Source organism: Candidatus Hydrogenedentota bacterium (assembly GCA_019637335.1).
Lineage (GTDB): Bacteria > Hydrogenedentota > Hydrogenedentia > Hydrogenedentales > JAEUWI01 > JAEUWI01.
The window spans coordinates 76,220-99,403 of the sequence record JAHBVV010000015.1; the positions used below are offsets into that span (position 1 = coordinate 76,220).

10 protein-coding genes are annotated in these 23,184 nt (G+C 65.4%); 4 read left to right on the forward strand and 6 right to left on the reverse strand.

Annotated features, from left to right (window positions below; genetic code table 11):
• Positions 1-25: 25 nt before the first annotated feature.
• On the reverse strand, positions 26-1,807 hold the full coding sequence (locus KF886_16230) for a hypothetical protein (protein MBX3178904.1): 1,782 nt from the start codon (positions 1,805-1,807) through the stop codon (positions 26-28).
• Positions 1,808-2,078: 271 nt separating this feature from the next.
• Positions 2,079-3,182, reverse strand: coding sequence for a 1-acyl-sn-glycerol-3-phosphate acyltransferase (locus tag KF886_16235; GenBank protein MBX3178905.1), 1,104 nt, complete (start codon positions 3,180-3,182; stop codon positions 2,079-2,081).
• A 692-nt stretch (positions 3,183-3,874) separates the two neighbouring features.
• Here KF886_16235 and KF886_16240 point away from each other — a divergent pair.
• On the forward strand, positions 3,875-6,946 hold the full coding sequence (locus KF886_16240) for a c-type cytochrome (protein MBX3178906.1): 3,072 nt from the start codon (positions 3,875-3,877) through the stop codon (positions 6,944-6,946).
• An 895-nt stretch (positions 6,947-7,841) separates the two neighbouring features.
• Here the strand turns inward: KF886_16240 and KF886_16245 are convergent.
• From KF886_16245 to KF886_16255, 3 genes are all read right to left on the reverse strand, one after another.
• Positions 7,842-9,320, reverse strand: coding sequence for a tannase/feruloyl esterase family alpha/beta hydrolase (locus KF886_16245; GenBank protein MBX3178907.1), 1,479 nt, complete (start codon positions 9,318-9,320; stop codon positions 7,842-7,844).
• A 57-nt stretch (positions 9,321-9,377) separates the two neighbouring features.
• The gene (locus tag KF886_16250) at positions 9,378-11,171 is read right to left on the reverse strand and encodes a metallophosphoesterase family protein (GenBank protein ID MBX3178908.1); all 1,794 of its coding nucleotides are present in this window, start codon (positions 11,169-11,171) and stop codon (positions 9,378-9,380) included.
• Between the two features lie 93 nt (positions 11,172-11,264).
• Positions 11,265-13,571, reverse strand: coding sequence for a tetratricopeptide repeat protein (locus KF886_16255; GenBank protein MBX3178909.1), 2,307 nt, complete (start codon positions 13,569-13,571; stop codon positions 11,265-11,267).
• A 193-nt stretch (positions 13,572-13,764) separates the two neighbouring features.
• Between KF886_16255 and KF886_16260 the strand changes: the two genes are divergently transcribed.
• The 3 genes from KF886_16260 (at position 13,765) to KF886_16270 (ending at position 22,094) form a co-directional block, all read left to right on the forward strand.
• On the forward strand, positions 13,765-16,401 hold the full coding sequence (locus tag KF886_16260; GenBank protein ID MBX3178910.1) for a hypothetical protein: 2,637 nt from the start codon (positions 13,765-13,767) through the stop codon (positions 16,399-16,401).
• 385 nt (positions 16,402-16,786) lie between these two features.
• A complete protein-coding gene (locus KF886_16265; protein MBX3178911.1) occupies positions 16,787-19,687 on the forward strand; it encodes a hypothetical protein in 2,901 nt (966 codons plus the stop codon).
• A 361-nt stretch (positions 19,688-20,048) separates the two neighbouring features.
• Positions 20,049-22,094: a hypothetical protein gene (locus KF886_16270; protein ID MBX3178912.1), complete on the forward strand. Its 2,046-nt coding sequence runs from the start codon at positions 20,049-20,051 to the stop codon at positions 22,092-22,094.
• A gap of 71 nt (positions 22,095-22,165) precedes the next feature.
• On the opposite strand, the gene KF886_16275 is transcribed toward KF886_16270, so the two are convergent.
• Positions 22,166-23,158 (reverse strand): Fic family protein, encoded by a 993-nt coding sequence (locus KF886_16275; GenBank protein MBX3178913.1) that lies wholly within the window; start codon positions 23,156-23,158, stop codon positions 22,166-22,168.
• Positions 23,159-23,184 lie beyond the last annotated feature (26 nt).

Sequence of the window (23,184 nt, forward strand, 5' to 3'; positions counted from 1 at the left end):
TTCTCTGGCCGGATTCGGCCGTACTTCAGCCCGCGCTGCCCTGGATCGAGGCGCAGAACGCGATAAAATTCTCTTTCTGCGCGTCCACCTCGGCGGCTGGGCCCGTCATCTTCACGAAGATCATGTGTGTGTCAGTCGCCACCAGGCTGCCGAGCATCTTGTAGTTCGCAATCGACTCGCCCCGCATGTTCGTGAAGTCGCCCGCAGACTCCACCAGCGGCGCCTGCTGACCGAGCAGCGCGATCTTCGGCAGCGCCGCGATGGCCGCTTCGTCCAGCGCCGGCTGGCCCATCTGGCCCACCCACCGGTTGATGTTCGCCTCCACGCCGCCCGCGTCGCCCGGGAGCACCGCGATATAGCACTCCGTCTCACCCATTTCATAGGTCACTTCGCGCATCATGCGCTCGCCGCCGTCCTGCCAGCCCTCGGGCGCCATCCATTGGAGCGCGCCGCTTTCCGCGGGTGCGGCCGCCGTGACTCCATGGGGATCCGCGGGCATCGGCGCCGCATCGGCCGCCGGAGCGGGAGCGGGAGCGGGAGCCGCCGGGGCGCCGCCGGACGCAAGCGACGCGCTGAAGGCCAGGAAATTCGCTTCCTGCGCCTCAAGCAAGGCCCGCGGCCCGGTCATCTTCACGAAATACCCCGTCTCGCCGTCCACGCGAACCAGCCCGTACATCCTGAAGTCCTGCTGCGCCACTTCGCCGCTCATGCCGCCGAAGGTGCCGTCGATCGTGACGAAGCTCGCCTCGCCACCCATCAACGTGGCTTTCGGAAGCGCCGCGATGGCGTCGGCGCTGAGGTCGTCCTGACCCATCTGCGCGCGCCACCGGTTAATGTTCATCTCCACGCCACCGTGCCGCCCGGAAAGCACCGTCAGATAGCACTCGACATCGGGATGCCCGGAAATCGTGACGTTCGCCTCGCGCATCATGCGCGGCGCCAGTGCCTCCCAGCCTTCCGGCAGCGTATACTGGTATTCGCCGGCCGGCGGCGCGCTCGGGCTGCTCATCGCCGAGGCGCCCGCGTGGGGGTTGGTCATCGGCGGGGCGCTGGACTCCGCTTCGTGATCGTGCCCCTCCCCCTCCGCGTGATCGTGGCCGCTGTGGTCGTCGTGGTCGTGGTCGTGATCGTGGGTATGGTCGTCACCCGGCGCCACCGCGTGCAGGCTCGACGCAATCCGCTCGAAATTGGCCTCCTGCCCCGCCAGCACGTCCGCCGGACCGGTCATCTTCAGGAAAAACGCCTGTTCCCCCGCGCCCCCGGCATCGCTGTGATGCAGGATCAGGCCATACATCCGGTAGTTCTCCCGCACGGGGCCCTCGCCCATGCCCGTGAAGGTCCCCGTGATGTCCACATAGGTCCCGGGCTGGCCGAAGATCGGTTTTTTCGGGAGCGCCGCGATCTCTTCGGGGCTCATCGGCTCCAGGCCCATCTGCGCGCGCCACCGGTTAATATTCGCGTCGAGACCGCCCCCACCGCCCGGAAGCAGCGTAAAATAGCACTCGGCCTCCGGAACCTCCTTCATCCGCAGGTTCACCTGGCGGAACTGCGTCTCCGCCAACTTCTCCCAGCCCTGGGGCACATCCGCGTGGAAGGTAATTCCGCCGAGTGCATCCTGTTGCGACTGGCTGGCGCCGCCCATGCCGCCCATATCGAGGCGCTGCTTCGTATCGGCCTTGGGCGGGGCCTGCCGCCGCGGGCTGGTCGGCTCGCGGACTTCGGCGATTTCCTGCCGCCCGGACTGGGAACAGCCAGCCAGGGCCAGGGGAACCAGAAAAGACACGGAAAGGGCTCGATACAGGCGCATAATAACGGTCGTATCCTTGGTTGTGCAGCCGCCCGGCACGTGGGGCGCCGCGTGTGGGAAGGTGGGGCCGCGGGCGCGGCTCGGGACCCGGCGGAAGGGACCACCGGCACGCCACCTGTCCCGGGGTAATCGATAGCCGCGGGAACTGCTGTCTTGCCGGTAAGTCTACCCGCCCCCCGATCACCAAGTCAATGAAAACCGGTCCATTGCGAAACGCGTCCAATAGGAACGGTCTGGCGGTTGTCCGCTTTTCGCGGCGCGCGGGTCAGCCTCAGACGCGATTCAATACCGCGTTTTCCAGCGCAACGCACACATCCGCCAGGTGGACGATCTGGTTCACGTGATACTGCACCGGATTCTCGATGCGGAAGCGCGTGGTGTGCGGGCGGGCCGCCAGAATAGTCCCGATTTCCGGGCGGTACCCCGCCGACTCACGGCGGACCATCCCGTGACGCGCCAGGTAACGCAGCGCCGCCGCCACGTCCCGATCCAGTTCTCCCGGCAACGCGGGATCGATATAGCGTCCCGGAATAGCCTCCAGCACCGCGCGGCAGTCCGACGCCAGCGCCGCCGCCGATCGCGGGGCCGCGATGCCGTGGCGCGCGCGCAGGTAGAACAGGCCCGACAGCAGGTGGAGCGCGTGGATCTCCACCAGGTCGCCCAAATCGGTGAAAAGCGCCTCGTCAAACGCCCGCTGGCCCTCCCGCCGCGCGCCCGGCTCCAGGCAACGCGCCGCGCCGACAATCACCGCGCTCACCTTCTTCACCGGGTTGTAGGTCCGGCCCACGGGGACCGCCGGGACCGCAAGTTCCGGATCCCGACGCTGCGCCTGCGCCAGGAAAAACGCGATCGAACCCGGCTCGTCGCCCAGATGCGCCTCCAGCCAGTGACCGCTCGTGCTGCGACCGCCCCCGGGGAAAATCACGAACGAATCCGGCGCAAGCAGCATATCCACCAGCGGCTTCAACTGCGCCAGCGACGGGCTCTTCTGCGAGATGTTGTACGATCCCCCCATCTCCGCGATCTCGTTCATGTCGAAGGGCAGCCACGACCACGGAAAACCCTGGAAGAAATCGTCCCGCATCACGAAGCGCGTGTGCATCGTGTAGCCGCTCGACTCCTGCACCGCATAGCACACAAAAAACGGGTCGTCCAGCTTCGTGTGGTTCCCCGCATACACCGCCGGATGCCGCGGCGGGCACCGCTCCGCATGCCGCACCCGGATCCGCGGGTCCATCCGCGTGATCTGCCGGTACACGGCCTCCACCCGGTCCCACCGCGCCGTAAACGAAGGCCGCCGCCCGATCCCCAGGCGGTACAGCGCATAGCGCGCAAGTATTCCAAGCGTAACGAACCAGCAACCGATCAATTTCATGGCGCGGCATTGTAGCGCCGACCCCGGCCACGGTCAAACCGCGCGGGCAGGGGGGGCGCGGGCGGTATCACTTTAGCCGAACAAAGCACAGTGGCCAAACCAGAGCCACTTGCACACTTGCAGAATAAAGGCTACGTGCAACTATGGAGCGCCGGCGGCCCGCCGGCATATTGCGCCGCCGGCGCAAGACAGCGTTCTGGAAATGCTACCGACGCATCAGAAGCCGCGTGTCGTCGGAAGACGCCGGAAACGTGTTCTTGCACCTTCGGTGCAATGCCGGCGGGCCGCCGGCGCTCCATGCACAACAGCTCCATTAGTGAAAACACATACTGTTCCGCACTTCAGACCGCTGAAGCGTTACCGCGGGCGAAACATGATTCATGGGCGCAAGCGAACAAGGCCTCCACACCTCGGCTCAACCAATCGTGAGCGCGGTGGAGCGCTGGCATCCTTGCCGGCCGCGATGACGGGGCGCCCGCCAAACCTCCGTTGCACACTCATAGCGACCTGAAAGTCTCTTCGCCACTACGTCAGATCTGAATGCGCATGAACCCCCCGCCGCAGCGATTTCCATCGCGCGGGAGGCGTGTGGCAGTATACCGGTTTCCCCTTTTCCCCTGGCTGGCGGGTTGCGCGGATGGCTCCGGTTCGCCCCGGCGCGCCCCGCCCTCTTTCTGGAGTATGAGAACGCAATGAGACTGTTTCTAGGGTTATGTGTGGCGGCGCTGTGCGCGCCGCTCGGTGCGGCGGCGACCGCGCCGCAATGGATCTGGCTGAACGAGGAAAAGGACGGCCAGCAGGCCTTCTTCCGCTTCGAGTTCACGCTGGAAGCGGCGGCGACCGAGGCGATCTTCGCGGGCGCGTGCGACAACGAGCTCACGGTGTTTGTGAACGGCGATCGCGTGATGAAACACGGCGACTGGGGCTTCGTGGCGGTGGCGCCGGTGCGGGCCAACCTCCAGCCGGGCCGCAATGTAATCGCGATTGAGGCGCGCAACCAGGAAGGCGCGGCGGGGCTCTTCGGCCGCCTCACGGTCACCGCGCGCGACGGCAAGCAGTCGGTCTTCGTGACGGACGGCGCCTGGAAGGCCTCCCCGCAGGCCGCGGAAGGCTGGACGGCGCCGGACTTCGACGCCTCCGGCTGGGCGGCGGCCCGCGTGCTCGGCCCGGTGGGCGACGCGTCGGTCCCGTGGTCGGACAAGGTGACGCTGGCGACCGTGGCGCAGGCGGAGGCGACGGATCTGGACCCGACGCCCGTGGCGGAGGCCGTGGCGGATCTGAACCTGCTCCCGGGCTTCAAGGCGGAGCGCCTCTACACCGTGCCGAAGGGCGTCCAGGGCTCGTGGGTCGCGGTGGCCAACGCGCCGGACGGCGGGCTCTACGTTTCCGACCAGGATGACGCGGGCCTCTTCCACGTGAAGCCGGCGGCCCTGGGCCAGGCGGACGCGAAGACGGTCGTCACGCCGTTGTCGGCGGCGATCTCCTCGGCGCAGGGGCTGCTGTGGGCCCACGGCGGGCTCTATGTGCACGTGAACAGCGGCGGCAAGAGCGGCCTATACAAGCTCACCGATACGGACGGCGACGGCGACCTGGAAACGGTGACCAAGCTGAGCGATATCCCCGGCGGCGGCGAGCATGGCCCGCACGCGATCATCCCGGCGGAAGACGGCGACAACCTCTACATCGCGGCCGGCAACCACACGGACCTGCCCGCGCTCAGCGGCAGCCGCGTGCCCACGAACTGGAGCGAGGATCACCTGCTCCCGCGCCAGTGGGACGCGCGCGGCCACGCCAAGGGTCGTATGGCCCCCGGCGGCTGGGTGGCGAAGGTCACGCCGGACGGGAAGCAGTGGGAGCTGTACAGCATCGGTTACCGCAATGAGTATGACATCGCCTTAAACACCGAGGGCGAGATGTTCACCTTCGACGCCGATATGGAATGGGACATGGGCACGCCGTGGTACCGCCCGACCCGCGTGAACCACGTGGTGAGCGGCAGCGAATTCGGCTGGCGCAGCGGCACGGGCAAATGGCCCGCCTACTACGAGGACAGCCTCCCCGCCGTCGTGGACATCGGCCCCGGATCGCCGACCGGCGTCGTCTTCGGGACGGGCGCGAAGTTCCCGGCGAAATACCAGCACGCGCTCTATATCCTCGACTGGACCTTCGGCACCATCTACGCCGTGCACCTCAAGCCCGAGGGCGCGAGCTACACCGGCGTGAAGGAAGAGTTCATCTCCGGTTCCCCGCTCGCCGTCACCGACGCGGTCATCGGCGCGGACGGAGCCTTCTACTTCGCCGTGGGCGGGCGCGGCACGCAGTCGGCCCTGTACCGCGTGTACTACGCGGGCGACGAAGCGACGGCCCCGGCCGTTCGGAAGGATCCGCCGGCGGCGGTTGAAGCGCGCAAGATCCGGCGCAGCCTCGAAGCCTTCCACGGCCACGCCGACCCCGCCGCCGCCGACGCGCTCTGGCCCTACCTCGGCAGCAGCGACCGCTTCCTGCGCTACACCGCGCGCGTGGCCCTGGAGTGGCAGCCGGTGGACCAGTGGAAGGACCGCGCGCTGAAGGAGAACAACCCGCAAGCCGCCGCGTCCGCGTTTATCGCGCTGGCGCGCCAGGGCGACGCCGCGCTCCAGCCCGCGCTGTTGGATTCGATGGCCCGCTTCAACCTGACGGCGATGCCTGAGAGCGCCGCGCTCGGCATGCTCCGCGCCTACGGCCTCTCCTTCCTGCGCCAGGGCCGCCCGGACCAGCCCGCGATTGGCCGGGTCATCTCGCAGCTCGACTTCATGCTGCCGTCGAAGAGCGACAACCTGAACGCCGAACTCCTCCAGGTGCTGGTGTACCTGGACGCGCCGGGTATCATCGACAAGGGCCTCGCGCTCATGGCCGAGGCGCGCCCGGAAGCCATCCCCAACTGGGCGGAGCTCCTCAAGCGCAACCAGGGCTACGGCGGCACCATCCTCGCCATGCTCGACAACCACCCGCCCGCGCGCAAGATCAACTACGCGTTCATGCTGCGCAACGTCCGCTACGGCTGGACCATGCCGCAGCGCGAGCAGTACTTCCAGTTCATCATCGACGCCGCGAAATACCCCGGCGGCGCCAGCTACAGCGGCTTCCTCGCCAATATCCGCGACGAGGCGCTGGAGAACTGCTCGGAAGCGGAGAAGGTCGCGCTCGCGCCGATCACCGGCCAGAGCCTGGAGGCGCTGCCGGCCTTTGAAATCAAGGAACTGAAGGGAACGGACACGCCCTGGACCCTGGAAACGGCCCTGGCCGCCGTCCGCGCGAAGGGCCTGCGCCAGCGCAACTTCGAGAATGGCCGCAACGCCTACTACGCCTCCGGCTGCGCCCAGTGCCACCGATTCGACGGCGCGGGCGGCGCCGTGGGCCCGGATCTCTCCAGCGTGGCGAACAAATTCTCCGTGGAAGACATCCTGGAGGCCATCATCGAGCCGAGCAAGGTCATTTCGGATCAGTACAGCTCCTCGATCATCCGGCTGAACAACTTCACGGAGTACGAGGGCATCGTGATCAACCACTCCGGCGCCGAGGAAGAAGGCCGCATGACCATCTACCCCAAAGCCCTGAACGCCGACCCGATCGAGGTGAAGACCGCCGATGTGGAATCCATCGAGCCGTCCCGCCTCTCCCAGATGCCCCAGGGCCTGCTGGACTTCATGAGCGAGGACGAAATGCTCGACCTGCTCGGTTATCTCCAATCCAAAGGCAACCCCGAAGCCAGCGTCTTCGAGTAAGACAGGCTCCAACCAAAAACACGCGCCCCGCGCCGGAACAATCCGGCGCGGGGCCTTTCGTTTTCTCTAACACGATAACCGTCAAACGCATCCTGCTATTGGCATGCACAACGTCCGGCCCAGCCAGAAGTATCCAATGCGCAACAGGATCGCGGACATTCCGCGGCAAAGTGAGCCCCGGTTCCAACAGATCCCAATCCCCACCAAAACAACCTTCAACAACAATAAAGTAGGATAGGCGTCCCGCCTGTCCAGCGCCGAAGGCGCAAAAGCAGGAAAGGCGTCCCGCCCGTCCAGCGCCGAAGGCGCAAAAGCAGGATAACCGTCCCGCCTGTCCAGCGCCGAAGGCGCAAAAGTAGGATAGGCGTCCCGCCTGTCCGGCGCCGAAGGCGCAAAAGCAGGATAGGCGTCCCGCCTGTCCAAGCGCCAAAGGCGCCACTCATACCAGCCTGGGCCAACGGCCCAGGTGGTAGATCGCGGAGAATTCCGGCCAGGGCTTAAAGCCCGTATCATAGTATTGCAGTAACACTTTAGCGGTCTAAAGTGCGGAACAGTATTTGTTTTTACTAATGGAGCCGGTGTGCATGGAGCGCCGGCATGGCGCCGAAGGTGCAAGAATACGTTGCCGGGGCCATCCGATGACACGCGGCTTCTGATGCGACGGTAGCATGTCCAGAACGCTGTATTGCGCCAGCGGCGCAATCTGCCGGCGGGCCGCCGGCGCTCCATAGTTACACGTAGCCTTTATTCCGCAAGTCGCTCTGGTTTCGCCACTGTACTTCGTTCGGGCTAAGGTAATACGTATTTCGGAGAGGGTAATGGCGGTCGAAAAAACGTTGACGCATCGGCGTGTTTTCAACCTGACGCTAGCAGAACCCCTCCTGTCCCACAACCCCTACTCCCCGGGAACGTATTTCACAAAATTCGAGGCGTCGTTCGGATCGCCATCGCCATCATACTGCGCCCGCGCGGGGTAGGGATACAATGGGCGCGCCATGGCGGGCTGATCGTCGCCCGCGTTCTTCTCCGCCACGATGGCATCCGGCGCAACGCCCGCTTCGACCCACTTCACGATTTCGCCCAGCCAGTCCACCCGCGATACGCCCGGGCCGCCGCCGCAATGGTAGCACCCGGGAATCATGAACAGCCGCGCATAATCCATCGCATCGGGATCGCGCGCAATCACCTGCTCGTAATAGGCGATGGTCGCCTGCGCCGGCAAAGCCGCATCCGCCCAGCCGTGCCATAGAATGATCTTCCCGCCGCGATCCCTGAACGCGTCCAGGTCCGGGTCGATCGAATTGAGCACCGACCCGGCGACGCGCGTGTCCTTCTTCCACCGGTCGAAATCGTAGGTGGAATAATCCCAGTCCGGATCCTGGAACACGAAATACTTGAAGATATTCGTGCTGAACGCGAAACCCAGGTTCACCAGATCGGGGATCGGGCCCACCTGCCATTCAAACCAGCCGCCTTCGCCACCTTCCGCGCCAATCGGCAGCCCCGGGTAAATGGGCCCGTCGGCATTGTGCGGGCCATCGTAAATCGCCTGGATCGCCGCGCGCTGCTCCGCCGTCAGACCGGGGACCTTCGCCAGGTCAAACGGCGCGCCGATCGGATCGTCAATGATCCCGTCGGCCAGCCCGTCGTGCGCGTCGGCCTGCTTCATCACCTCGGCGTACAGGTGGTTGAGGTCGTCGCGCGAAAGCACGGTCTCCGTCATGTTCTCCGGGTCCGGGTACAGCGCCTGCGCGATGTGAATGCCCAGCGCGGCGAATCCGGTCCAGTGGAAGGCCGGCGCGCCCGCGACAATGCCGTCGAAATCCTCCGGGTAGCGCTGGGACGCCATCATCGCCTGGCCGCCGCCGCGCGAGCAGCCCACGAAATACGACTTCTCCGGGTTCCGCCCGTAATACGCGCGGATCAGCGCCTTGGAAACCTCCGCCGTGCGGTGAATGGCCACATGGCCGAAATTGACGAGCGCCTCCAGGTCATCCAGCGCCCAGCTGCCGTCCGTGCCGCGGCCCTGGTGGCCGGTGTCCGTACCCGCGGTGGCGTAGCCCCGGTGCACGGAGTTGCGAATGCCGTTCTGCACCGAACCCACCAGCCCGCCGCCGCCCCCCATCGCGAAGCGCCCGTTCCAGTCGTCGGGCAAGAGCACCTCGAAGCGGATCGCGGGGCCGATGATGCCGTCGACCTTCAAGTGCCCGGCCTCGCCGCTTCCCTCGGCGGAGGGCGGCACATGGGCGACCGATTCGATGCGGACATCGGGAAGTTGCAGCGCCGCGATTTCGGCGTGCTTCAGGACCGGCGCCTCGGCCAGCGCGGACGCGGCGGGCAGTAATACGATAAACAACGTAACCACGTGCTTCACGGTATGCGCTCCTCTTGCATGTGTTTCGCGCGGAAACCGCGCGCGGCTGCCGGCCAATTATGGCTTTTCGATCACCAGCGCGTCGTGTACCGCGCCCTCCGCGTCGCGCGCCTCGTAGGTCAGCTTCTTCCCGTCGATGTGAACGGTCTGATAAAGCGGGATGCCGGACAGCGCCTTCTCGATGTAGTCCACCTCCGGCGCGGGCCGCTCGCGGTTGGGAATCGCGATACTCACGATGTAAATGGTCCCGTCCGCCGGATCTTGCACGACTTCGCCGCCCCGGATCGGCTTGGAGCGAAGGTAGCGGTGGGTGTGCCCCTGAAAGACCAGGTCCACATGGTAGCGGTCGAAAAGCGCGCCCCAGTTGTCGGTGATGGCCTGGTAATCCTCGCGGTAGTTCGGGTCGTAGTTCGGGAAGTGGTACGTCGCGAATTTCCACGTGGCCGTACTGCGCTGCAGCACCGCCTCCAGCCAGGCGTTCTGCACGGCGATCTCCGCCGTGCAATCGAGGCTGATCATGAGCAGGTCGCCGTACTCAAAGGCATAGGCCTGCTCCGGCTTGAGCGTCTCGGGCCCGTCTCCGGGCAACGCGAAAAGGTCGAGGTACACGCCCGGCCCCAGCCCATCGATGGCGTCGTGGTTGCCGATCGTCGGAACCACCGGCAGCGTCCGGAAGATGTTCCGCCCGTGGTGGAAGAACTCGTCCCAGTCGCTGTGGTACTGCCCGGTGTTCACCAGGTCGCCCGCGATCACGTAGAACGCGGACGCCGGGTGGCGCGCCAGCGCCGCGTCCATAAGCGCGCCCCACGATTCCTTCTGGTGCGTGTCCCCGGTCACCAGGAAGGTCACCGGACCGGCTTTCGCGGGCGCCGTCACAAACTCGGCCTCGTCGCTCCAGCGATCCGCCGCCGGGCTTCCGACCGCGTAGACATAGCGCGTGCCCGGCTTCAGCCCGTGAATCTCGGCGGTGTGGCGGTGGATGTAGCGGTCGTTCGCGAGCATCCGGTCCTGCATGCGGATCACGGACGACGGCGCAATCCCGCTGGCGCCGCCGTCTTTCTCGCGCCAGCGCACCTGGCCCACGGATACCCCAGTTCCCGTGCGCCATTGAATCGTCTGCGTCGTCTTCGGGTCCGCGCTCCACGTAAGCATGATCTGGTCGGGCGCGTCCGAGGAGGGATAGGGCGTCTGGCGGAAGCCACCGATCAGGTGGGCGTCACGCGCGCGACCGCGAATCGTCGTGAGCAGATGCTGGCCGCGCAGCGATTCCGGCACATCCTTCAGCACGTTCTCCGACCAGTCGTGGTAGCATTTCGCGCCCGGCTGCATGACTTCGATCGAGTATTGCGCCGGGTGCAGGTTGGAAATGTTCACCTTCGCCCCGGGATCCTTCGGGCCGACCGCGACAAGGTAGTGCGGGCGGTGCCGGTCGAAGCCATTGATCCCCAGTCCGACGCGCCCCGCCTCAAAGGTCTTCTGCCAGACCTCAAACTGCCAGTTCTGCACGTTCGTCACGACGAGATCCGTCTTCGTGAAGCCCGCTTCGGCCAACCAGAACGGCACGGCGGCCTGGCCCGTTTCCCGGAGCACGGACACGACCACCGGAACGTCCACATCGAAGTACCAGTGCTTCGTGGCCAGGGCCGCGCGCTCTTCCGGCGTGATGAAGTCCTGCACCGCCGCATCGTCCAGCGCGGTAAGCTCCGCCTCGCTCAGTGTGGCGTACATCCGCGTGACAACCGCGTCCATCGCGTCCGCCACGGAGGCGAATTCCGCGGGCGCGGGCCCGGCCAGAAACATGCAAAGCGCGGCAAGGACACTTCGGCGAAGGATATCGTTCAATCGTGGCATGATCGGACTCCGTGGTTCGGGTATAGCCGCTACCAGCACGCGGACGCGATCAGCCTACCCGATTCCCGGCGCGGCGAACAACGGGACCACGCGTCACCCCCGGAGGATGCCGGCCACCCAGGCCTGGAGCTCGGGATTGTCCGGATCGAGCGCGAGGAGCTTCTCCGCATAGGGTCGCGCCTCGCCGATCCGCTGCTCTTGGAGGTACAGAATGATAAGCGCCTGCAGGATGCCCGTGTCCCCCCCGTCGATACGGTGCGCCTGTTCGAGCGCGGCCTCCGCCTCGGCGCGCCGGTTCTGGTGCTGAAGCAACAGCCCGTAGTTGTAGAAGACGCGCGCCCGGCCCGGCAGCAATTCCGACGCGCGCTGAAGGTACACCGCGGCCTCGTCGAGACGCGACATCTCCGCGAGCAGCAGGCCCATGGAGTAGTGCAGCTCGCCCTCGTTCGGCGCGAGGCTCAGCGCCTCCGCCAGCAGGCGCTCGGCTTCCGCGTTGCGCCCCTGCGTGTTGTAGAGGTTCGCCAGGTTCACGCGCGCCGGAATGAATCGGGGATCGCGTTCGATCGCGAACTTGTAGGACGCCTCGGCCGCTTCGGTCCGGCCCTGCGCCATGCGCAGCAGCCCCAGGTTCAGGTGCGCCTCGGGCTGGTCGCCGATGGATTCCTGCAGCGCCACATAATCCGCCACGGCATCGTCCCGCGCGGTGCGCAATTCGCTGCCCAGCCCGTCAATCCCCGCCAGAAGCCGCGCCGCCTCGTTGCGCACGCTCGCCATCGGATCGAGCAGCAGCGGCCCGACCGCCTCGCCGCGCGACGCGGGCGGGATCCGGTCCATGCCCGCCGCCGCCTGCGTGCGCACAAGCGGCGACTCGTCCTTCAGCGCCGCGAGCAATGCGTCGGTCGCCGCCTGCCCGGGATACTCTCGCAGCAGCTCCAGCGCCGTCGCGCGTACGATGGCGGGCGTCTCCGCGTCGTGCGCCAACTCGGCAAGCGATCCTTCGGCGGACGCCTCCCCCGCGCGGCCCGCCGCAATCGTCGTGGCGAAGTGCGGTGTCCCGGAGCGCGAATCTGGGCCGTACCATTCCTTCACCTTCTCCGCCGCCCACGACGCGTCCTGGTCCGTGTGGCAGCCGTTGCACGCGTTGGGCACGCCCAGCAGCACCGACAGATCCGGGCGCGGCACGCGGAAGCTGTGATCCCGCCGCGCGTCGATGCCCATGTAGGTCCGCTCGGTCATGTGGCAATCCACGCAGAACGATCCGCTCGTGCCGGGCTCGTGGAAATGGTGTGACTTGTCGTCATAGACGCCCGGCTTCATCGTCGGAAAGTTCACCAGCGGAATGTTGTTGTGGCACCGAATACACAGGTCGTTCCCCTGCACCATGACTCGCGCGGTGTGTGGATCGTGGCAGTCCGTGCAGCGCACCCCGGCGTGGTACATCCCGCTCTGAATATACGATCCGTACACATACACCTCGTCCAGGATCTGGCCGTCGGGATAATAGAGCCCCTCCTGCAGTGTGCTCAGCCGGAAGTTGTCGTGATAGGTCCGCGCGGGATCGTCCTCCGCGACGGACGGCGCCCGCCGCGAGTGGCAGCGGGCGCACTGGTCGACCTGGTACTGCGGCCCGTTCCACTTGAAGTCCACCAGCATGCCGCGCTTCTCGAATTCGTTGTCGCGCGTGCGTTCCGGGGCCTGCGCCCATTCCAGGTGCGCGGAACCCGGCCCGTGACAGGCCTGGCAGCCCACATTGATATCCGAGTAGGTGGTGTTGAAGAAATTGCCCGCATTGTCGAAATTCGTCTGTACGTCCGTGCTGTGGCACTCCGCACACATGTAGTTCCAGTTCTGCAGGCGCCCGGTCCAGTGGAGCGGGTCCCCGCCGTCGATGGGCTCGTCGGGATACAGGTGGTACCACTGCTTCTTATCGACATCCCACGTCACCGGCAGACACTGGTAGCGCCCGCCTTCGAACGGCACGAGATACTGCTGCAGCGGGCGCACGCCGAAGGTGTATTCCACGTGATACACCAACTCCTCGCCTTCGCCCTCGCGCACGCCCACTTTGTACGCGTTTCCCTCGCGGAAAAAACGCCACGTCTCCTCAAAATGCGTGAACACCGCGTTGTCAAAATCGCCCAGCACCGAATCAGGCGTCGCATGGTCCATTGCGCGCTCGTGATCCGACCCGATCCAAAGGTCGAACTGCCGCTCGTGGCACTGCCGGCACGATTCATCCTTCACGAAGGTCGCGTGGGTGTTGGGGATGGCGTCTCGGGAGCCCGCGCCGGGCGACGCGCCGGAAGCAGCGGGCTCTTCAGAAGCCTCCCGCGCGCATCCGGCGGCGAGAAGTAGCGTGACAGCGGCGAGGCGCGCGGAAAAAGCGTGGATATGATTCATGCGAAAAACCTGACCTGGGTTGCGCGCGGCAGGGCGCGCGAGCGCGGCTTGTAGTGTACCCCGTAGCGCCAAGGCGTTAAAAGCCGCCCGGGACGTGCTTCGGGACGTTTTTTGCTTCCCAATACCCGGGCTTTCGGCTATACTGCTTCCATCGTGCTTCTATCCTGGGTCGGGAATTTGAGGAGATCTCCCGATGGGCAAGACCACGCTGTCACGCATCTGTGTTGTTTTTATGATCGCGCTCGCCGCCGCCGCGGCGTGCGGGGCGCAGGGGCAAATCGTCATCGATCGTATCCGGTACACGGCTACGGCATCGAGCAGCAGCCCGGAACCCAACTCCAGCCAGATAGACTCAAGGGTGCTGGAACCAGGGGAGTATTCCGGCGGTGGCGCGGTAAATTCCAGTTCCGGCGGGTCCGCCGGAAGCGCCAGCGCTTCTATCACTATCACGCCCAATGCAAGCGGGTTTACCGGGAGCATCTCGGGTTCCGCGTCGGGTTCGGTGGCGCTCACCAACGCGAGATCCCATCAGGGCGGCGGAACTGGGTTCATCGAATTCACCATTGAGGAGGGCGGCGCGACGCTGACGGCGACCGGCAATCTGAGCAGTTCCGGAACCGACGGCTTTTATAGCGCGCGCTTTCAAGTGTTCGCTCGCGATGGCGACGTTGTCGATATCCAGGTGCGAACCCCGGAATCGCCCGAGGCGGGCCTGCTCGAGAATGCCACGGTCAACGTGAATCAGGCGCTGGACGCGGGGTCCTACACGTTGGTGGCCGGCGCAAATGTCCTGCCCGGCATCGGCGGCGAAGGCTCGGCCATGGCGGAGGCGAGCTTCAGCGTCACCGCTTCGGGTCCGGCCCCGGGCCAGGTTTACTTCTGGGAGGCGAACGACGGGAGCTACACCGGCTCGGGGGAATGGGAGCCGACCGGCGTGCCCGGCCCGGGCGATATCGCTATCTTCGACCGCGATGCCGTCTATACGATTAGCATCGGCACACAGGAGACGGGCCGCGCGATCGTCGAGCGCGGCTTTGTCCTTTTTTCCGGCAATTCGTACACATTGTCCGGCGGCGATGCGGAAAGCCCGTCCTTTGTGGTCGGGGGCGACGCCGAGGATTCCGCGACCGCGCTGCTGCTCCTGAGTGATTTCCATACGCGGGACACCGTGATCGGCGGCTCCGCCGTGAGCACCGCCGGCGTCGACTCCATGGACAGCACGCTCTGGACGAATGACGCGAGCCTGACCGTGGGGCAGCGCGGCTTCGGGACCCTGACGCTCCTCAACGACGCCAGGCTGAATACCGCCGAACTGCTGCTTGGAGAGAGCGCGGGCAGCGAGGGCTCCGTGGATGTCGCGCTGCCCGACACCGGGCCCGGGGACACGTCGAAGCAGGAGGACACCGCCACGCTGGCAGCGGACGCCACCGCCATCGGCTTGGAGGGTAAGGGCGTATTCACCCTGCGGAACAGGAACGTGGTAACTGGAGAAACGCAGGTGGGCGTTTTTCCCGGCGCTTCGGGCGAACTGACTATCCTGGAATCGGGCCATTTCGCGTTCTGGAATCTGAAGGGCGATCTTGTGGTGGGCAATGAGGGAACCGGCACGGTGCACGTTGGCTCGGGTGGCGTACTCCGCAGCGCCCTCGGCAGTTCCATTTCAATGACGATCGGCAACGCCGCGGGATCGAGCGGCTCTGTGATCGTCAGCGGCTCGCTCTCATTCCTCGCCACGCCCGGCGAAGTATTCGTCGGGCCGGGCGGCGCCGGAAGCCTGATGTCGGAGAATGGCGGCCAGCTGGACTTCGGCATCCTGTATGTCGGCCCCATCGCACCCGGTATGTTGGCCGCTTCGGGCACGGTCCAGATCGGCGGCCCGGGCGAGCCCGGCGAATCCGCCGATCTGGAAGTCACAGGCGCCATACAGGTGGGCGCATACGGGACCGGCACGCTCACCGCCACGAACGGCGCCCGGATCACTTCGCGCCTGTGCGAAATCGGCGGCCAGCCCGAGGGCGATGGGCTGGTTACCCTGGACCACGCCACCTGGGTCGTGGAGCGGGGCTTCAGCGTGGGACAAACCGTGTTCGGGTCCCCGGGGCCGGAAGAATCACCCGGCTTCGGCGTCCTCAAGTTGGTAGAAGGCAAGGTGGAGGTGGGCGCCGTGCTTCAAGTTACGCCCGAGAGCCGGATCGAAGGCACGGGCGCAATCTCGACCGCGTTGGGCGCGTTTATCGAAGGCAGCGTCGCGCCGGGCGTGACGGTTACGGCCGAAGGGGAGATCAAGCGCCATGCCCATCCCGAACCGGCCGGGCGCCTGAAGCAGACAACCCCGGATAATTCGCTGGGGGCGCTCGATTTCACCGGAGACGTTGCGTTCAATGGCGCCGCAATCATTATCGAAGCGCGCGGCCCGGGAAAAGACGATTTTGACACCATTAACGTCACCGGAACAGCCACCCTGGAGGGCGCCCGCGTCCAGTTCGTGTTCATCGACGGCTACCGGCCCGCCGCGGGCGACCAGATCCCATTCCTCAACGCCGGCAACGTCACCATGGACGACGCCACGACATTCACGTACAGCGGCGCGGACGAAGGGTTTGAATTTGAGGTGACTGCCGAAGGAGGGATGCTGGTCTTCGAAGCTATGAACGGCGCAACGGGTCCGGGTGGAGAAGGAGAAGGAGAAGGAGAAGGCGAGGGTGAAGGCGAGAGACCGTCGCCCGTTGCCTGTGGACAGACGGATAGCGGATCGGCCACTCCGGTTGCCCTGGCTCCACTGGTGGCGATGCTGCTGATTCTGGCTTCACGCCGGTCGCGCCCCACCTGACCCTTCCAACATAAGTTCGCGCCCGCATTTGCGAACACCGGGCAGTTCGCATCCGGGCGCGCGCCATTACAGCGCCTGCCCCAAAAGTCACACCGGCGCGCGCCCAAGTTATTTGATTGCAGCGTTCTATACGTATACGCCAAGCGGGGCGCCCGAACTCCTGGTTGTCTCAGCCCGCAACGACCCTTTCCAAGCAGAGAAAAGTATAGTACAATCATTTCTATACGAATGATTTGTAGTAAATGTATTTGTTGGGGCGAATACGTACTTGCTTAAAGGCCTTTAATCTGGACGCAACGGAGTGTGCGGCCACCACACAACAAAAACGGCGGTTCAATGCCGCGGGCCGCGAATTGGATCGGACCGCCCCGGGAGGAGTTACTTCATGCAAGCCGGCTTTCACTTTGCGCTGTTCGCCGGGCTGTCTATCGTCCTGGCGCCGCTGGCGCACGCCCAGGCGCACGTGTCGATAACGCAGGCCACGTACCGCATGGAGGCGGCGGCAACCGCGACCTCCGGTGACGCAACCGACAGCCAATCGGAACAGGATTCGGGCAGTTTCACCCTGGTGTCGGACCGCGATTCGTTGGAGGATGCCGAGGATTTCTATCTCCTCGTCCAGGCGTCCGAAGGCGGTGTCCAGGCATCGGGAGCGATCGGTATCAATGACGCGTCGGTCTTCAATTTGCCCGCGTCGGACGGCACAAATCCTGTAAGCGGCTTCTCAATGTGGCTGGGGGCATCGGCCGCGAGAGGCGGTTTGATTCCCAATGCGGACAGGTCCATGGAGGCGAGCGCGGCGATTGATGTTACGGTCGTCGTATCGGTCACCGGCGGAGACGCCGAACTTCAAGTCTCCGGCCTTGCCGAGGCCATCACAAGTGGTGGCGCCGGCGATAATCTCGGCGCCGCGTCAGTGAACGTATCCGGCGGTCCGGCGGCAGACTTGATGTTCGACGTTGAAACCCGGATTTCGCCCGATAGGAATGACGTCAATCTCAACCATTCGGCCATCTTGACTCCCGGCACATACACGATCGAAATGCGGAACCGCGGCTTTTCGCCCGTGTCAAAGCGCGGAACTCGAAAAGGTCAGGGCTTTGCCGAAGACGCCACGGCCATCATTCAGATATCTCTTGGCGTGTCCCCGGTGAATGCCCCCGACGCCGAAATCTACTTCTGGGAGGGCCTTGACGGAACCTTCGAGGACGAGACGAACTGGGAGCCGCGGGGTGTGCCGGGCGCCGGGGACACGGCGGTATTCGACAAGGACCAGTCGTATGTGGTCGGCGTGGGGACGGCGGAGAGTTCACGGGCCCGTGTGGAGCGGGGGGAGGTGTGGTTTTTCGATGGCTCGTACACCCTGGCCGGCGGCTCGCCGGGCGACCCCTCCCTCGTGGTGGGCAACGACGCGGCGGATTCCCCGGAGTTAACGCTGGCGTCGGGCCACACGCTGAATTCGCCCTTCGCCATGCTGGGCAAGAGCGCCGCGGCGAACGGAGCGGTTTCGCTCAGCCCGCTGGGCTCCCCCTCGGCGTGGCGCGTGGACGGGCGCCTGACCATCGGGGAGTCGGGCGCGGGCCGGGTCGACCTCGGCGAAAACGGGCGCCTGAACGCGGGCGAAGTGCTGCTGGGCAACCAGGCCGATGGCGGGGGCACGCTCAATGCCGGCTCCAATGGGACGGGCGCCGAGCCATCGGCCGTGTTCACGAGCATGGCTGTGGGCGTGCACGGGACCGGAATCGTCAATGTCGCCGGCGATGCCATTTTCGCCAACACGATGGTCCTCGGGCTGCACGGCGGTTCCGAAGGCCTGGCGTTCGTCAGCGGCGAGTCGGCGCTACTTGAGGCCGGTCACTTGACCCTGGGCGACGGCGGCGGCGCCTCCCTGTGGGCGAACGGCGGCGCGGTGGTGTCGGTGGCGGACGTCGAGGCAACCACGGTCATCGCCAGCCAGCCGGAGGTGTCGGCCTCCGTGCTGATCGAGGAATGCGGGACGCGCCTCCAGGCCGCCAAACTCACCGTTGGCGGCCACGGAGCGGGAGCGCTTGAAATCGAACGTGGCGGAAGCCTGGAAACCGAACTCCTGGCCGTCGGATTCGAAGAGACGGGCGTGGGCGAGGTCGCCGTCACCGGCGCCTGCGAAGCCGGGGGCACACCAAGCGCCATCGTGATGCCGGATGACGCCACAACGATCATCGGCGGGCGGGGCGCCGGTTTTTTCAGCATTTCGGATGGCGCGGCAAGCTACATGGGCGAGGTCACGCTCGGGGCCCTCGCCGGCGGATCCGGCGTCGCCACCATCGACAATGCGGATTGGTTCATCGCCGGCGCCCTGGGGCTGGGCGACGCCCTCGCGCTCCAGGACGGCCCGTCCGCCAACGGAATACTCATCCTTCAGAACGGGGCATTTGTGTCGTGCGGCAATCTGGTTGTATTGCCCGAAAGCGGCATTTACGGCGCGGGCACGATCGAAACGCCGCCCGGCGCGGGCAACCGCGTGGAGGGCGCGCTGGCCGCGGGCGTATGGGTGCAGCCCCCGTCCGCGAAGCAGGCCGGCGGCGCCATGGCCTCCCCCGAGCGCGCCGGCGGTCACGGCGCGCTCACGATCATTGGCGATATCGAGATGGCGGGCGGCGCGATCGACCTGGCCGTCGGCGGCGCGGCCCCGGGCGCATACGACACGCTCATCGTGGACGGCGCCCTGACCCTCAACGGTACGGCGGTACTCCTCAACTTCACCAACGGCCACGCCCCGCGGGCCGGCGACACGCTCGACCTCATCCAGGTGAGCGGCGCGATGGCGGCGGCGGATCTCGTGCTCGAGTTCACCGGCCTCGAAGACGGCTTCGACTACCGCATCAACACCAAAGAAGGCGCGTTGGAATTCGAAGCGCTGACGGACGGCGTCTCCACAACCGAGCCCGGCGGCGAAGGCGAAGGCGAAGGCGAAGGTGAGGGCGAAGGCGAGGAACCAAAACAGCCCATTGGCTGCCACGCAGGCAGCAGCCATGGCTCCGGCGGCGCGTGGGCGGACTGGCTCGTCGCCGCGCTCGTACTTGGCGTACTCGGCCTGCTCTGGAGTAGGCCCGGCAGGCGTCCCGGAAACAACGGGGAAAAGGATTCCCGGGCCCCCCGCGGTTCTTTGAAGTTGCTACGCAAAAAAAACCGCTTCGCGCGGGCGGGAAATGCCGGCGTATGGGATTCCGGCCGGGCGCCCAGCCGGGGAGCAGTCGCTGACAAAAGCGCTTTCGCGGGGGTGCGCGAACATAACCAGGGAGTGTAATACCATGCGGACCTTTCCCGTTTTCTCGCTTGTCGCATGCTGTCTCTCGACCTTCAACGTCGCATACGCGCAATTCGACGAGTGTTTCGGCGGCGTTTACGTCGGTACGCTCACGCTCAGGGAGCCGGGTGCGACCCCTGTAGTCCTGGACGGCGTAATCTCAGGAATCTCATATATACGGTCGGAACGGCAACCGGAGTTCAATGAGACGCGCTTCTGGGTTACCTTCGAAGGACGATCATATTTGGGGGGAGACGATGGGGACGGCTTATTTGAAGGGGACCCGGGGGGATTCGTAACGTCAGCGCGGTTTCTAACGGACGACATTACGGGAATCTCTGGTGCGGCGACCCCGGGTTCCATGACCTTCACGGGTACGCGCGGCTTGTTGAATCAATCGGTCGAGTACAGCGGAACCTGCGCATTCGATCCCGCCATTGAAGGGCCGTGCGGTTCCAATTTCTTCGGCTGCGCCGTCGGCGGCGGAGAAGGCGAGGGCGAAGGGGAGGAAGAGGAAGAGATTTTCTGGGGGGCGGCCGAGGGGGCGTTCGACAACGCGCTGAACTGGGATCCGCAACGCGTGCCGGGCGCGGGAGAAACGGCGGTGTTCAATCTCGACACGCAATCGCTGGTAACCTTTGGGCAGGCGAGTTCAGAGCGCGTCTCGGTGCGGCGCGGCGCGGTGACGTTTTCGCAGGGCGCGTACAGAGTCGAGTCGACGTCGTTGATCGGCGCCAATCGCTCGCTGCGTGTAGGAGACGGCGCGGGGAACATCGCGGCGCTCCGGCTCGACAGCCATGTACTGACCAGCGTGCACTGCGCCATCGGGCGCGCCTCGGGGGCGACTGGGACCGTCATTGCCGAGAATGGGGCCATCTGGCAGAATTTTGGACGCATGAGCGTGGGGCTCGGCGGCGTGGGGACATTGGAAATTGGGGACGGCGCTGGCGTGTCGGCGTCGGAGGCCCGCGTGGGCGACAGTGCGGGCAGCGAAGGTTTCGTGCGCGTTACGGGTTCAGCCACGAAACAAGTGACATCAATATGGTCGACGGGGAACACCGCCATCGGTTTATCAGGGTCCGGGCAACTGCGGATCGAGTCGGGCGGCGCCGTCGTGAGCCACGACGTACACCTCGGTGTGAACCCCGGCAGCGAAGGCAACGCCCTTATCGGCGGAAGTTCCGCCAAGGGCGGGGCAGTCTCGACCTGGGAGATGGATAACCTGATTGTCGGCGGCGCGGGTCAGGGGCAGATTATTCTTCGCTCCGGCGGCGAACTCACCAGTGGCGGCTCAGCGGTAATTGGCGCGGAAGCGGGCAGCGAAGGCCGGTTTTTTATGTTTGACGTTTCCGCGCGCTGGTCTCCCGAAAACGATGTGACGGTGGGCGGCGCAGGTCGCGGTGTACTGCGGGTTGACGAAGGCACACAACTGCTCGTTCCCGGCAGGTTGACCATAGGCCGCGACGCGGGCAGCGAAGGCATCGTGCTAATTACCGAAATCACTGACCTTCAAAGCGCGGCGTTGACGGTCGAAGGCGAGTTGCTTGTGGGTGTGCGTGGCGAAGGACAAATCAGATCGTTGGGTTCGGTGATCGAATCCAGAGCCGGGGCATTCGTCGGGGCGGATGAGGGCGGCGACGGCCACGTGCGGCTTGACAACACGCTGGCGCTGTGGAGCACACCGTTCGTGGAACTAGGCACGGTCGTCGAGGGCAACGGCACGACGGCGGTGCTCGGAACCGGCCGCCTCACGCTGCACAACGGCGCGGGGGTGCTGGCGGAAAGCGTAACGGTGCGCGCCGGCAGCACCATCGAGGGCAACGGCTTCATCCTGGCCGGGGAAGGCGTGACCGTCGAAGGCACGATAGCGCCGGGCGTCGTCGTGGCGGACGGAAAGGCCGCCAAGCAGGGCGACGTGGATCCGACGTTAACCATCGACGGCAATCTAAGAGTCGAAGGCGGCGTGATCGCGATCGATGTAGGCGGCGCGGCGCCAGGCGAGGCCGGCCAGCTCGTAGTGAATGGCGATGCAGTCTTGCGTGAGGTCACAGTTCGCATGAACTTTGTCGATGGGTACCTGCCACGCGCGGGCGAGACCGCGACGGTGATTGTGGTCGGCGGCGCGCTCAGCTTCGAGAATCCAACATTGGAGTTCGACGGTGTTGCCGATGGATTCGACTACACGATAAACGAAGACGGCGGAATGCTGGACTTCGAGGCGATTAACGACGCACAAGCCATTCCCAGCGGTGAAGGCGAAGGCGAAGGCGAAGGTGAGGGTGAACGCGAGAGACCATCGCCCGTTGCTTGCAGCCCGGAATCCGCCAAGAACTCCAGCCTTGCATCGCTCGCGCCGCTGTTATCGCTGATCCTGTTGCTGTGCGTGAGGCCCAAACGGCGCGCATAGAGCGCTACCGGATTCAAGCGCAGACTTGTTAACCCGGACAGTGCGCCTTCGTGAGCCACGGCGCCATTCGATTATTCCAACATCGCTTTAATTTCATCCAGCGTATACCGCTGCTCCTGCAATGCACGAATCCGCTCAATCCGCTCGATCATCTCCGGCGCATAGAGCTGGTATCCCGACTCCGCCACCTCCGCCACCTCAAGCAGGCCCAGTTTGGTCCAATGCCGGATCGTGGAGTTGGCGACCCCCGCGCGCGCCGCCAGGGCTCCAATCTTGAGCAACGCGCCGCCGTCGGACGGCAACAACGTTTCGCCCTCCACCGCCTTGAGATACATTTCCAGAGAGCGGTCAACCGCCCGGTAGATGAGCGACTCGTAGCCGCTTTTCGACCCGCCGGTCTGCGCTTTCTCCAGTGCGCCGATGTAGGCCAGCCGCTCGCGCTTCTGGATAATGGCCGGCGGGTAGCCCGCCATCATCAGCAAGAGGTTCATCAGGAGCCGGGCCGTTCGGCCATTGCCATCGACGAACGGGTGAATCGTCACAAGGCGGTAATGCGCCTCCGCCGCCAGCGCCACCGGGTGCAGATCATTCGCCCCCGCCAGCCACGCCGCAAAGTCCGCCATCAGGTCCGGAACTTTCATGGGATTCGGCAACACAACCGTAGAGCCCGCGATGCGCACCGCAATGTTCCGGTAACGTCCCGCGTTAATATCGTCTATGCCCTTGAGAATCAGCGAATGAATCGCGAGCATATCGCGCTCGCCCAGGTCCGCCGGGGTCCGCCGCACCTGGTCCCGAACCCAGTCGATCGCCTGCGCATGGTTCGCCGCCTCCAGGTGCTCCCGCAGCGATTTCCCCCCAACCGTCAGCCCCTTCTCCAGCACCAGGGCCGTTTCGCGACGTGTGAGCGTGTTCCCTTCGATGGCGTTGCTGGTATAGGTCAGCTCGACGCGATACCAGTCCTCCAGATTCTTCACAAGATCGGGGGGGAGAGGCCGGTAGCGGTCAAGCCGCTTCTTCTTCTCGGTTATGGCATCGAAGATCATACGTAAAGCATAAACCATAACGTTATGGTTTACAATAGCACCGA